Here is a 12,671-nt window from a genome sequence, read left to right as displayed (position 1 = left end):
GTACGCTCAGACCTTGTGCCTGGGGTGTGCCCTGGCTTGCCTGCGTGCCTTCAACCGCAGTGCGAGTCGCCATCGGCCACCGTAATCTGCGCTCTTTCTGCTGTGCAGTGAGAGTCGGCGGGATTCGACACACCCGACCGCGTGGGTCGGCAACGTTCCAGGTTAGCTGTACCCATCGGCACACAGAAACCGGAGAAGTAGTGCCTACGATCCAGCAGCTGGTCCGTAAGGGCCGGCAGGACAAGGTCGAGAAGAACAAGACGCCCGCACTCGAGGGTTCCCCTCAGCGTCGTGGCGTCTGCACGCGTGTGTTCACGACCACCCCGAAGAAGCCGAACTCGGCCCTCCGCAAGGTCGCGCGTGTGCGTCTGACCAGCGGCATCGAGGTCACCGCTTACATTCCGGGTGAGGGACACAACCTGCAAGAGCACTCCATCGTGCTCGTGCGCGGCGGCCGTGTGAAGGACCTGCCGGGTGTTCGCTACAAGATCATCCGCGGTTCGCTCGACACCCAGGGTGTCAAGAACCGCAAGCAGGCTCGCAGCCGTTACGGCGCCAAGAAGGAGAAGTAAGAATGCCTCGTAAGGGCCCCGCCCCGAAGCGCCCGGTCATCATCGACCCGGTCTACGGTTCTCCTCTGGTGACCTCGCTGATCAACAAGGTGCTGCTGAACGGCAAGCGCTCCACCGCCGAGCGCATCGTCTACGGCGCCATGGAGGGTCTGCGTGAGAAGACGGGCAACGACCCGATCATCACGCTGAAGCGCGCGCTTGAGAACATCAAGCCGACCCTCGAGGTCAAGTCCCGCCGTGTCGGTGGTGCGACGTACCAGGTTCCGATCGAGGTCAAGCCCGGTCGTGCCAACACCCTCGCGCTGCGCTGGCTGGTCGGTTACTCCCGCGCCCGTCGTGAGAAGACCATGACCGAGCGTCTGCTCAACGAGCTCCTCGACGCCTCCAACGGCCTCGGCGCCGCTGTGAAGAAGCGCGAGGACACCCACAAGATGGCCGAGTCCAACAAGGCCTTCGCGCACTACCGCTGGTAGTCGCTACCCCATCGAGAACCGAGAGAAGACTGAAGCCTTATGGCTACCACTTCACTTGACCTGGCCAAGGTGCGCAACATCGGCATCATGGCCCACATCGACGCGGGCAAGACGACCACCACCGAGCGGATCCTGTTCTACACCGGTCGTTCTTACAAGATCGGTGAGGTCCACGACGGCGCTGCCACCATGGACTGGATGGAGCAGGAGCAGGAGCGTGGCATCACGATCACGTCTGCTGCCACCACCTGTCACTGGCCGCTTGAGGGCGTCGATCACACGATCAACATCATCGACACCCCGGGCCACGTGGACTTCACCGTCGAGGTGGAGCGTTCGCTCCGCGTGCTCGACGGTGCGGTGACGGTGTTCGACGGTGTTGCCGGCGTTGAGCCCCAGTCCGAGACGGTGTGGCGTCAGGCCGACCGTTACGGCGTTCCGCGCATCTGCTTCGTCAACAAGCTCGACCGCACCGGTGCCGAGTTCCACCGCTGTGTCGACATGATCTCCGACCGCCTGGGCGCTCAGCCGCTCGTCATGCAGCTGCCGATCGGCGCTGAGGCGGACTTCCGCGGGGTCGTCGACCTGGTGAAGATGAAGGCCCTGGTGTACCCCGTCGAGGCGGCCAAGGGCGAGATGTACGAGACCGTCGACATCCCGGCCACGCACACCGAGGCCGCCGAGGAGTGGCACGGCAAGCTGGTCGAGGCCGTCGCGGAGAACGACGAAGAGATCATGGAGCTGTACCTCGAGGGCGAAGAGCCCACCGAGGAGCAGCTGCACGCCGCGATCCGTCGTATCACCATCCGCTCCGGCAAGGCCACCGAGACCACGGTCACCCCGGTGTTCTGCGGAACCGCGTTCAAGAACAAGGGCGTTCAGCCCCTGCTCGACGCGGTCGTGCGCTACCTGCCGACCCCGCTCGACGTCGAGGCCATCGAGGGCCACGACGTCAAGGACCCCGAGGTCGTCATCAAGCGCAAGCCGTCCGAGGACGAGCCGCTGGCCGCTCTTGCGTTCAAGATCATGAGCGACCCGCACCTCGGCAAGCTCACCTTCGTCCGGGTCTACTCGGGCCGCCTGGTGTCCGGCACGCAGGTGCTGAACTCCGTCAAGGGCAAGAAGGAGCGCATCGGCAAGATCTACCGCATGCACGCCAACAAGCGTGAGGAGATCGAGTCGGTGGGCGCCGGTGACATCGTCGCCGTCATGGGCCTGAAGCAGACCACCACCGGTGAGACGCTGTCCGACGACAAGCAGCCGGTCATCCTGGAGTCCATGGACTTCCCGGCGCCGGTCATCGAGGTCGCCATCGAGCCCAAGTCGAAGGGCGACCAGGAGAAGCTCGGCGTCGCGATCCAGCGCCTGGCCGAGGAGGACCCCTCCTTCCAGGTGCACACCAACGAGGAGACCGGCCAGACCGTCATCGGCGGTATGGGCGAGCTTCACCTCGAGGTGCTGGTCGACCGCATGAAGCGCGAGTTCAAGGTCGAGGCCAACGTCGGCAAGCCGCAGGTCGCGTACCGCGAGACGATCCGCAAGGCCGTCGAGCGCGTGGACTACACCCACAAGAAGCAGACCGGTGGTACCGGTCAGTTCGCCAAGGTGCAGATCGCGATCGAGCCCATCGAGGGCGGCGACACCTCGTACGAGTTCGTGAACAAGGTGACCGGTGGTCGTATCCCGAAGGAGTACATCCCTTCGGTCGACGCCGGTGCGCAGGAGGCCATGCAGTTCGGCATCCTCGCCGGTTACGAGATGACCGGCGTGCGCGTCATCCTCCTCGACGGTGGCTACCACGAGGTCGACTCCTCCGAGCTGGCCTTCAAGATCGCCGGTTCGCAGGCCTTCAAGGAGGCCGCGCGCAAGGCGTCCCCCGTGCTGCTCGAGCCGATGATGGCCGTCGAGGTCACCACGCCCGAGGACTACATGGGTGAGGTCATCGGCGACATCAACTCCCGCCGTGGTCAGATCCAGGCCATGGAGGAGCGGGCCGGTGCCCGCGTCGTGAAGGGTCTCGTGCCCCTCTCGGAGATGTTCGGCTACGTCGGAGACCTCCGCAGCAAGACGTCGGGTCGCGCAAGCTACTCGATGCAGTTCGACTCCTACGCCGAGGTTCCGCGGAACGTCGCCGAGGAGATCATCGCGAAGGCCAAGGGCGAGTAACGCACCCCGTTTACACGCTTTAGGCTTGACACCGACCGCCGGGGACCCTTCCCCGCGAAGGATTCCCGGCGGGCGGCACCCCAGCAAAGATCACCTGGCGCCGATGAAGTAAGGCGTACAGAACCACTCCACAGGAGGACCCAGTGGCGAAGGCGAAGTTCGAGCGGACTAAGCCGCACGTCAACATCGGCACCATCGGTCACATCGACCACGGTAAGACGACCCTCACGGCCGCCATTACCAAGGTGCTGCACGACGCGTACCCGGACCTGAACGAGGCCTCGGCCTTCGACCAGATCGACAAGGCTCCTGAGGAGCGCCAGCGCGGTATCACGATCTCGATCGCGCACGTCGAGTACCAGACCGAGACGCGTCACTACGCCCACGTCGACTGCCCCGGTCACGCGGACTACATCAAGAACATGATCACGGGTGCCGCGCAGATGGACGGCGCCATCCTCGTGGTCGCCGCCACCGACGGCCCGATGCCGCAGACCAAGGAGCACGTGCTCCTGGCCCGCCAGGTCGGCGTTCCGTACATCGTTGTCGCCCTGAACAAGGCCGACATGGTGGACGACGAGGAGATCCTGGAGCTCGTCGAGCTCGAGGTCCGTGAGCTGCTCTCCGAGTACGAGTTCCCGGGCGACGACGTTCCGGTCGTCAAGGTCTCCGCTCTGAAGGCCCTCGAGGGCGACAAGGAGTGGGGCCAGTCGGTCCTGAACCTGATGCAGGCCGTCGACGAGTCGATCCCGCAGCCCGAGCGCGACGTCGACAAGCCGTTCCTGATGCCGATCGAGGACGTCTTCACGATCACCGGTCGCGGTACGGTCGTCACCGGCCGTATCGAGCGTGGTGTCCTGAAGGTCAACGAGACCGTCGACATCATCGGCATCAAGCCGGAGAAGACCACCACCACGGTCACCGGCATCGAGATGTTCCGCAAGCTGCTCGACGAGGGCCAGGCCGGTGAGAACGTCGGTCTGCTGCTCCGCGGCATCAAGCGCGAGGACGTCGAGCGCGGCCAGGTCATCATCAAGCCGGGCTCGGTCACCCCGCACACCGAGTTCGAGGCGCAGGCCTACATCCTGTCCAAGGACGAGGGTGGCCGCCACACGCCGTTCTTCAACAACTACCGTCCGCAGTTCTACTTCCGTACGACGGACGTGACCGGCGTGGTGACCCTCCCCGAGGGCACCGAGATGGTCATGCCGGGTGACAACACCGAGATGAAGGTGGAGCTCATCCAGCCCGTCGCCATGGAAGAGGGCCTGAAGTTCGCCATCCGTGAGGGTGGCCGCACGGTGGGTGCCGGCCAGGTCACCAAGATCGTCAAGTAAGTTCCGCTTGCTTGAAGGTCACTGACTGACCAGAAGAGGCCCGTACGACTCCGGTCGTACGGGCCTCTTCGCTGTTCCCGCGCCCCTTCGGCACGCCGTGACGTTCGCCTCGGTGCGCCGTGGGTACTGGTCATCGGGCTCGCACAGGAGTAACAGTGAGGGAGCGGCCGTTTCCCGGATGTCGTTCCCCGGGCGGTCGATCTCCCGCGCGCGGCAACGGCGCCGAGCGCCCATCACCGGCTTTCATGTCGGTTACCGGCCCTCACGCCGGTCATAGCCGTGCCAGAAAGGGACCCTGTGACGACCCAGACCCGCCCTGAGATCACCACCCAGCTCACCGCCCTGCTCGCCGACATCGAGCGCCGCAACCCCGCCGAGCCCGAGTTCCACCAGGCCGCTCACGAGGTCCTGGAGACGCTCGCGCCCGTACTGGCGGCCCGGCCCGAGTACGCGGACGCGGGGCTCGTCGAGCGGCTGTGCGAGCCGGAGCGGCAGATCATCTTCCGGGTGCCGTGGCAGGACGACCGGGGGCGCGTGCACGTCAACCGGGGCTTCCGAGTCGAGTTCAACAGCGCGCTGGGCCCGTACAAGGGCGGCCTGCGCTTCCACCCCTCCGTGAACCTCGGGATCGTGAAGTTCCTCGGGTTCGAGCAGATCTTCAAGAACGCGCTCACCGGCCTCGGCATCGGTGGCGGCAAGGGCGGCAGCGACTTCGACCCGCACGGCCGCAGCGACGCGGAGGTCATGCGCTTCTGTCAGTCGTTCATGACGGAACTCAGCCGCCACATCGGCGAGCACACCGATGTCCCGGCCGGTGACATCGGCGTCGGCACGCGCGAGATCGGCTACCTGTTCGGCCAGTACCGCCGGATCACCAACCGCTGGGAGGCCGGTGTCCTCACCGGCAAGGGCGCCCACTGGGGCGGCTCCCTGATCCGCCCCGAGGCGACCGGCTACGGCAACGTGCTGTTCGCGGAGGCCATGCTGCGCGAGCGCGGTGAGGACCTGGAGGGCCAGACGGCCGTCGTCTCCGGTTCCGGGAACGTCGCGATCTACACCATAGAGAAGCTCATCGCCCTCGGCGGGAACCCGCTGACCTGCTCGGACTCCAGTGGGTACGTCGTGGACGAGAAGGGTGTCGACGTCGCGCTGCTCAAGCAGATCAAGGAGGTCGAGCGCGGCCGGATCAGCGAGTACGCGCAGCGCCGCGGCGCCTCCGCCCGGTTCGTGCCCGGCGGGCGCGTCTGGGAGGTCCCGGCCGATGTCGCGCTGCCCTCGGCGACCCAGAACGAGCTGGACGAGAACGACGCGGCCATGCTCGTCCGCAACGGCGTGAAGGCGGTCTCCGAGGGCGCCAACATGCCGACCACGCCGGAGGCCGTGCACATCTTCCAGCAGGCCGGAGTCGCCTTCGGGCCAGGCAAGGCGGCCAACGCGGGCGGCGTCGCGGTCAGCGCGCTGGAGATGGCGCAGAACCACTCCCGTACGTCATGGACGGCCGCGCGCGTCGAGGAGGAACTGGCCCACATCATGCGGGACATCCACTCCACCTGCCATGAGACCGCCGAGCGCTACGGAGCCCCCGGCGACTACGTGACCGGCGCGAACATCGCCGGCTTCGAGCGTGTCGCCGACGCCATGCTCGCCCAGGGCGTCATCTGACGGTCGGGGCGTCCCCGCCCTCGCCGTCGGCCTTGTCGGCGGATGTCGCGTCCGGTCCTCCGGCCCTCCCGGGGCCGGGCGCCTCCGACAGGCGCGTCAGCAGTTGTGCGTAGACGGTCGTCGCCGCCGCGATGACCGTCACCACGGTCGTCAGGGCCAGGACGCCGACGAGCGCCGGCCACTGGTGCAGCTCGTAGGCGCGGCACTCCTCGTTCTGCGGGAACGGGTCGACCAGCGGGCCCTGGCAGAGCTGCTGGGCGGTGGAGCTCCAGGAGCCGACCTCGGGGCCGTACGAGGCGAACATCAGGTACGCGAACCAGGCCCACGCCAGCACCGCCAGCGTGATCCAGCCCTTCGACCAGTTGTCCATGCGGTCCGCGGCCTGCCGCAGCCGCGCCTGCTCATCGGTGCCGGTGGTCTCCGGCGCCCGCGCGGTGCCGTGCTCGTCGGCTGCTGTCACGTCGCCCCCCGAGTGCGTGTTCGTGCCTGTGCCACGCGACTCTAACGTGATGATCGCAACAGCTCGCGAGCGGTGGATCTCGCCCGTACGGCGCGCTCCGGTTTGACGTCCGTCACGCTCGGGGTAATCTCTTCGGCTCGATTGGCCAGCGCGCCATTGTCTATGGCAGACTGTCCGAGTTGCTCGGTCGAGTGTTGATGCTGCGCGCCTCCCGCCGGGAGGACCGGAAGCGAGTCCCACAGTACTCGTCGCCCTAACTGCCTCACGGCAGCACTGGGGCGGACGTACGGGAATCTTCCGGGAAGTGTGAGCGCGGCACCGACCAGGCACCCGGTGGGTATTTCGCTCCCGGTTCCACGGTTCCGGAAGGGCCGTGTTCCCCAGCAGGGAATGTTCGGACAAGGGACATTCATGTCAGCGGGAACGCGACACACCCGACCGCGTGGGTCGGAGCGGGACCTGGAATCCACCGGGTTCCAGAGCGTATGAGAGACAGGACTACGAAGTAGCCATGGCGGGACAGAAGATCCGCATCCGGCTCAAGGCCTACGACCACGAGGTCATCGACTCTTCGGCGAAGAAGATCGTCGAGACGGTGACCCGTACTGGTGCGTCGGTCGCGGGCCCGGTGCCGCTGCCCACTGAGAAGAACGTGTACTGCGTCATCAAGTCGCCGCACAAGTACAAGGACTCGCGCGAGCACTTCGAGATGCGCACGCACAAGCGCCTCATCGACATCCTCGACCCGACTCCCAAGACCGTTGACTCCCTGATGCGACTCGACCTCCCGGCCGGTGTCGACATCGAGATCAAGCTCTGAGGCCGGTGATCTGAGAGATGAAGCAGATCAAGGGCATCCTGGGCGAGAAGCTCGGCATGACGCAGGTCTGGGACGAGAACAACCGCGTTGTTCCCGTGACCGTCGTCAAGGCGGGCCCGAACGTCGTGACCCAGGTTCGTACGAACGACGTCGACGGCTACGAGTCGGTCCAGATCGCCTTCGGCGACATCGACCCGCGCAAGGTGAACAAGCCCCTCAAGGGCCACTTCGCCAAGGCCGACGTCACCCCGCGCCGCCACCTCGTCGAGATCCGCACCGCGGACGCCAGCGAGTACATCCTCGGCCAGGAGATCACCGCTGAGGTGTTCGAGGCCGGCGTGAAGGTCGACGTCACCGGCAAGAGCAAGGGCAAGGGCTTCGCCGGTGTCATGAAGCGTCACAACTTCAAGGGCCTCGGCGCCGGTCACGGCGTGCAGCGCAAGCACCGCTCGCCCGGTTCCATCGGTGGCTGCGCCACCCCGGGCCGTGTGTTCAAGGGCGTCCGCATGGCGGGTCGCATGGGCAACGAGCGTGTCACCACCCAGAACCTGACCGTCCACGCCGTTGACGCGGAGAAGGGTCTGCTGCTCATCAAGGGCGCGGTTCCCGGTCCGAACGGCGGCCTCGTCCTGGTCCGCACCGCGGCCAAGGGGGCCTGAGGTAACCGATGAGCACTGTTGACATCCTTTCGCCGGCTGGCGAGAAGGCCGGTACCGTCGAGCTCCCCGCGGAGATCTTCGACGTGGAGAAGGTCAGCATCCCGCTGATCCACCAGGTCGTCGTCGCCCAGCTCGCTGCGGCCCGTCAGGGCACGCACAAGACCAAGACCCGCGCGGAAGTCCGCGGTGGTGGCCGCAAGCCGTACCGCCAGAAGGGCACCGGTCGCGCCCGCCAGGGTTCGACCCGCGCGCCGCAGTTCGCCGGTGGTGGCGTCGTGCACGGTCCCGTGCCGCGTGACTACTCGCAGCGGACCCCGAAGAAGATGAAGGCCGCGGCCCTGCGCCACGCCCTCACCGACCGGGCCCGCAACAACCGCATCCACGTCGTCTCCGACGTGGTCGAGTCGGGCATCTCCACCAAGGCTGCCAAGGCTCTCCTCGGCAAGATCAGCGAGCGCAAGAACGTGCTCCTGGTCGTCGAGCGTGAGAACGAGAAGGCCCTGCTGTCCGCTCGTAACCTGCCCCAGGTTCACATCCTGGAGCCGGGCCAGCTGAACACGTACGACGTGATCGTCTCGGACGACGTGGTCTTCACCCAGGCCGCTCTCGAGTCCTTCGTCGCCGGCCCGAAGGCCAACGACATCGAAGGGAGCGAGGCCTGATGGCTACGCGTCACCCGAGCATTGCCTCGAAGGCCGCCAAGGCCGCCAAGGCCGCGCGCGTCGCCAAGGCGCGTCGTCACGCCGCCGAGGGCAAGAACACCGTCGTCACCCCGGCGAGCAAGGCGTACACGGACCCCCGTGACGTCCTGCTGAAGCCGGTCGTGTCGGAGAAGAGCTACGCGCTCATCGACGAGAACAAGTACACGTTCATCGTCGACCCGAACGCCAACAAGACCCAGATCAAGCAGGCCGTCCAGGCGGTCTTCTCGGTCAAGGTCACCGGGGTCAACACGATCAACCGCCAGGGCAAGCGCAAGCGGACCCGCACGGGCTTCGGCCAGCGTGCCGCCACCAAGCGCGCGATCGTGACCCTCGCCGAGGGCGACCGTATCGACATCTTCGGCGGTCCGACCGCCTGAGGGCGGTCCGGATCGTCCGATATCGGACGAGGACTGAGAAATGGGTATCCGCAAGTACAAGCCGACGACTCCTGGCCGTCGTGGCGCCAGCGTCGCCGACTTCGTCGAGGTCACGCGGTCCACGCCGGAGAAGTCGCTGGTCCGTCCCTTGCACAGCAAGGGCGGCCGTAACAACACCGGTCGTGTGACCGTTCGCCACCAGGGTGGCGGACACAAGCGCGCCTACCGCGTGATCGACTTCCGTCGTCACGACAAGGACGGCGTGCCGGCGAAGGTCGCGCACATCGAGTACGACCCCAACCGCACCGCGCGCATCGCGCTGCTGCACTACGCGGACGGCGAGAAGCGCTACATCCTCGCGCCGCGTGGCCTGTCGCAGGGCGACCGCGTCGAGAACGGTCCCGGGGCCGACATCAAGCCGGGTAACAACCTGGCCCTGAGGAACATCCCGGTCGGTACGACGCTGCACGCCATCGAGCTGCGTCCCGGCGGCGGCGCGAAGTTCGCCCGCTCCGCCGGCGCCTCGGTGCAGCTCCTCGCGAAGGAGGGCGCCTACGCCCACCTGCGCATGCCGTCCGGCGAGATCCGCCTGGTCGACGTCCGCTGCCGCGCCACTGTGGGCGAGGTCGGCAACGCCGAGCAGTCGAACATCAACTGGGGCAAGGCGGGCCGCAAGCGGTGGCTGGGCGTTCGCCCGACCGTCCGTGGTGTGGTCATGAACCCGGTTGACCACCCGCACGGTGGTGGTGAGGGCCGGACCTCCGGTGGCCGCCACCCTGTGTCCCCGTGGGGCAAGAAGGAAGGCCGTACTCGTTCGCCCAAGAAGGCGTCGAACAAGTACATCGTCCGCCGCCGCAAGACGAACAAGAAGCGCTAAGGACGGGTTGAGATGCCTCGTAGCTTGAAGAAGGGGCCCTTCGTCGACGACCACCTGATGAAGAAGGTGGACGTCCAGAACGAAGCCGGCACCAAGAACGTCATCAAGACCTGGTCCCGCCGCTCGATGATCGTCCCGGCCATGCTCGGCCACACGATCGCGGTGCACAACGGCAAGACCCACATCCCGGTGTTTGTCACCGAGTCGATGGTCGGCCACAAGCTCGGTGAGTTCTCGCCGACCCGCACCTTCCGGGGTCACATCAAGGACGACCGGAAGTCGAAGCGCCGCTAGTCAGCGGGGTGCGATTGACCATGACAAACATCGAAGGGACAACCATGGAAGCCAGGGCCCAGGCGCGGTACATCCGCGTCACGCCCATGAAGGCCCGCCGTGTGGTGGACCTCATCCGTGGCATGGACGCCACGGAGGCTCAGGCGGTCCTGCGTTTCGCCCCGCAGGCCGCGAGCGTGCCGGTCGGCAAGGTGCTGGACAGCGCCATTGCCAACGCCGCGCACAACTACGACCACACCGATGTCGACAGCCTCTACATCTCCGAGGCCTACGTCGACGAGGGTCCGACCCTGAAGCGGTTCCGGCCGCGCGCCCAGGGCCGTGCCTACCGGATCCGCAAGCGGACCAGCCACATCACCGTGGTCGTCAGCAGCAAGGAAGGAACCCGGTAATGGGCCAGAAGGTAAACCCGCATGGGTTCCGGCTCGGTGTCACGACCGACTTCAAGTCGCGTTGGTACGCCGACAAGCTGTACAAGGACTACGTCAAGGAAGACGTCGCCATCCGTCGGATGATGACGTCCGGCATGGAGCGCGCCGGCATCTCGAAGGTGGAGATCGAGCGCACCCGTGACCGTGTCCGCGTGGACATCCACACCGCGCGTCCGGGCATCGTCATCGGCCGCCGTGGCGCCGAGGCCGACCGCATCCGCGGTGACCTCGAGAAGCTCACGGGCAAGCAGGTCCAGCTGAACATCCTCGAGGTCAAGAACCCCGAGACGGACGCTCAGCTCGTGGCCCAGGCCGTTGCCGAGCAGCTCTCCTCCCGTGTCTCCTTCCGTCGCGCCATGCGTAAGAGCATGCAGTCGGCGATGAAGGCGGGCGCGAAGGGCATCAAGATCCAGTGCGGTGGCCGCCTCGGCGGCGCCGAGATGTCCCGCTCGGAGTTCTACCGCGAGGGCCGTGTGCCCCTGCACACGCTCCGCGCGAACGTGGACTACGGCTTCTTCGAGGCCAAGACGACCTTCGGCCGTATCGGTGTGAAGGTCTGGATCTACAAGGGCGATGTCAAGAACATCGCCGAGGTCCGCGCCGAGAACGCCGCTGCCCGTGCGGGTAACCGCCCGGCGCGCGGTGGCTCCGACCGCCCGGCCCGTGGTGGCCGCGGTGGCGAGCGGCGCGGTCGTAAGCCGCAGCAGGCTCAGCAGGCTGCCGAGGCCCCCAAGGCCGAGGCTCCCGCCGCCGCTCCGGCTGAGAGCACCGGAACGGAGGCCTGACCGACATGCTGATCCCCCGTAGGGTCAAGCACCGCAAGCAGCACCACCCGAAGCGCTCTGGTATGGCCAAGGGTGGAACGCAGGTTGCGTTCGGCGAGTACGGCATCCAGGCGCTGACCCCGGCGTACGTCACGAACCGCCAGATCGAAGCGGCTCGTATCGCCATGACTCGTCACATCAAGCGTGGCGGCAAGGTCTGGATCAACATCTACCCGGACCGCCCGCTGACCAAGAAGCCCGCCGAGACCCGCATGGGTTCCGGTAAGGGTTCCCCGGAGTGGTGGATCGCGAACGTCAAGCCCGGTCGGGTGATGTTCGAGCTGTCCTACCCGAACGAGAAGATCGCCCGTGAGGCGCTGACTCGTGCTGCCCACAAGCTGCCGATGAAGTGCCGGATCGTCAAGCGCGAGGCAGGTGAAGCGTGATGTCGGCCGGTACCAAGGCGTCCGAGCTGCGCGAGCTGGGCAACGAGGAGCTTCTGGGCAAGCTCCGCGAGGCCAAGGAAGAGCTGTTCAACCTCCGCTTCCAGGCGGCTACGGGTCAGCTCGAGAACCACGGCCGTCTGAAGGCGGTCCGCAAGGACATCGCGCGGATCTACACCCTGATGCGCGAGCGTGAGCTGGGCATCGAAACGGTGGAGAACGCCTGATGAGCGAGAAGAACGTGACTGAGACTGAAAACACCAGCGGCTCCGCCGCGGGTTCGGCGCGCGGCTTCCGCAAGACCCGTGAGGGCCTCGTCGTCAGCGACAAGATGGACAAGACCGTCGTCGTCGCTGTCGAGGACCGCGTCAAGCACGCGCTGTACGGCAAGGTCATCCGCCGTACGAACAAGCTCAAGGCGCACGACGAGCAGAACGCCGCGGGTGTCGGCGACCGCGTCCTCCTGATGGAGACCCGGCCGCTGTCCGCGACCAAGCGCTGGCGCATCGTCGAGATCCTCGAGAAGGCCAAGTAGGCAATTCCCGCAAGGGAATTCCCATGAGTAGGCCTGCGGGGCAGTTGCTTCGCAGGACAGTTCCGCCAGGCTCGGCAGGGGTTCCTCACCGGACCCC

General features: G+C 66.5%; 17 protein-coding genes. 16 read left to right on the top strand and 1 reads right to left on the bottom strand.

From position 1 onward, the window contains the following. The first annotated feature begins 200 nt into the window (after positions 1–200). The 5 genes from rpsL to gdhA all read left to right on the top strand — a co-directional run bounded on the left by rpsL (position 201) and on the right by gdhA (position 6,210). A complete protein-coding gene (gene rpsL / locus ACZ60T_RS10550; RefSeq protein WP_003948652.1) occupies positions 201–572 on the top strand; it encodes a 30S ribosomal protein S12 in 372 nt (123 codons plus the stop codon). A 2-nt stretch (positions 573–574) separates the two neighbouring features. After that, on the top strand, positions 575–1,045 hold the full coding sequence (rpsG, locus tag ACZ60T_RS10545; protein ID WP_003992340.1) for a 30S ribosomal protein S7: 471 nt from the start codon (positions 575–577) through the stop codon (positions 1,043–1,045). 39 nt (positions 1,046–1,084) lie between these two features. Then, positions 1,085–3,211 carry an elongation factor G gene (gene fusA / locus ACZ60T_RS10540; protein WP_365632455.1) on the top strand — a complete coding sequence of 709 codons (2,127 nt, stop codon included), beginning with the start codon at positions 1,085–1,087 and terminating at the stop codon, positions 3,209–3,211. 143 nt (positions 3,212–3,354) lie between these two features. Further along, complete coding sequence (tuf, locus tag ACZ60T_RS10535; RefSeq protein ID WP_252424601.1) at positions 3,355–4,548, top strand: elongation factor Tu; 1,194 nt, start codon at positions 3,355–3,357, stop codon at positions 4,546–4,548. A gap of 297 nt (positions 4,549–4,845) precedes the next feature. Continuing rightward, positions 4,846–6,210 carry an NADP-specific glutamate dehydrogenase gene (gene gdhA / locus ACZ60T_RS10530; protein ID WP_469665523.1) on the top strand — a complete coding sequence of 455 codons (1,365 nt, stop codon included), beginning with the start codon at positions 4,846–4,848 and terminating at the stop codon, positions 6,208–6,210. On the opposite strand, the gene ACZ60T_RS10525 is transcribed toward gdhA, so the two are convergent. Continuing rightward, positions 6,203–6,670, bottom strand: a complete 468-nt coding sequence (locus tag ACZ60T_RS10525; RefSeq protein ID WP_469665522.1) for a hypothetical protein — start codon at positions 6,668–6,670, stop codon at positions 6,203–6,205. The genes gdhA and ACZ60T_RS10525 overlap by 8 nt on opposite strands. Positions 6,671–7,181: 511 nt before the next feature. On the opposite strand from ACZ60T_RS10525, the gene rpsJ reads away from it, so the two are divergent. The 11 genes from rpsJ to rpsQ are packed head-to-tail and all read left to right on the top strand — an operon-like array spanning position 7,182 to position 12,574. Then, positions 7,182–7,490: a 30S ribosomal protein S10 gene (gene rpsJ / locus ACZ60T_RS10520; protein ID WP_003948644.1), complete on the top strand. Its 309-nt coding sequence runs from the start codon at positions 7,182–7,184 to the stop codon at positions 7,488–7,490. A gap of 17 nt (positions 7,491–7,507) precedes the next feature. After that, complete coding sequence (gene rplC, locus ACZ60T_RS10515) at positions 7,508–8,149, top strand: 50S ribosomal protein L3 (RefSeq protein ID WP_365632465.1); 642 nt, start codon at positions 7,508–7,510, stop codon at positions 8,147–8,149. 8 nt (positions 8,150–8,157) lie between these two features. Then, a complete protein-coding gene (rplD, locus tag ACZ60T_RS10510) occupies positions 8,158–8,811 on the top strand; it encodes a 50S ribosomal protein L4 (RefSeq protein ID WP_252424621.1) in 654 nt (217 codons plus the stop codon). Further along, complete coding sequence (gene rplW, locus ACZ60T_RS10505; RefSeq protein WP_365632468.1) at positions 8,811–9,230, top strand: 50S ribosomal protein L23; 420 nt, start codon at positions 8,811–8,813, stop codon at positions 9,228–9,230. The genes rplD and rplW overlap by 1 nt, the downstream gene beginning before the upstream one ends. Before the next feature lie 40 nt (positions 9,231–9,270). Further along, positions 9,271–10,107 (top strand): 50S ribosomal protein L2, encoded by an 837-nt coding sequence (rplB, locus tag ACZ60T_RS10500; protein WP_252424622.1) that lies wholly within the window; start codon positions 9,271–9,273, stop codon positions 10,105–10,107. 12 nt (positions 10,108–10,119) lie between these two features. Then, positions 10,120–10,401 (top strand): 30S ribosomal protein S19, encoded by a 282-nt coding sequence (rpsS, locus tag ACZ60T_RS10495; protein ID WP_365632471.1) that lies wholly within the window; start codon positions 10,120–10,122, stop codon positions 10,399–10,401. 44 nt (positions 10,402–10,445) lie between these two features. Next, the gene (gene rplV, locus ACZ60T_RS10490) at positions 10,446–10,793 is read left to right on the top strand and encodes a 50S ribosomal protein L22 (protein ID WP_028420772.1); all 348 of its coding nucleotides are present in this window, start codon (positions 10,446–10,448) and stop codon (positions 10,791–10,793) included. Further along, positions 10,793–11,617, top strand: a complete 825-nt coding sequence (rpsC, locus tag ACZ60T_RS10485; RefSeq protein WP_071364964.1) for a 30S ribosomal protein S3 — start codon at positions 10,793–10,795, stop codon at positions 11,615–11,617. Before rplV ends, rpsC begins: the two co-directional genes overlap by 1 nt. Positions 11,618–11,622: 5 nt before the next feature. Continuing rightward, positions 11,623–12,042 carry a 50S ribosomal protein L16 gene (rplP, locus tag ACZ60T_RS10480; RefSeq protein WP_030811678.1) on the top strand — a complete coding sequence of 140 codons (420 nt, stop codon included), beginning with the start codon at positions 11,623–11,625 and terminating at the stop codon, positions 12,040–12,042. Continuing rightward, positions 12,042–12,266 (top strand): 50S ribosomal protein L29, encoded by a 225-nt coding sequence (gene rpmC, locus ACZ60T_RS10475; RefSeq protein ID WP_018564811.1) that lies wholly within the window; start codon positions 12,042–12,044, stop codon positions 12,264–12,266. Before rplP ends, rpmC begins: the two co-directional genes overlap by 1 nt. Further along, on the top strand, positions 12,266–12,574 hold the full coding sequence (gene rpsQ, locus ACZ60T_RS10470) for a 30S ribosomal protein S17 (protein ID WP_365632474.1): 309 nt from the start codon (positions 12,266–12,268) through the stop codon (positions 12,572–12,574). The genes rpmC and rpsQ overlap by 1 nt, the downstream gene beginning before the upstream one ends. The last annotated feature ends 97 nt before the right edge of the window (positions 12,575–12,671 follow it).

It is taken from the genome of Streptomyces sp. NPDC104371, from assembly GCF_055583785.1.
This window is presented reverse-complemented; position numbering and strand designations above follow the sequence as displayed.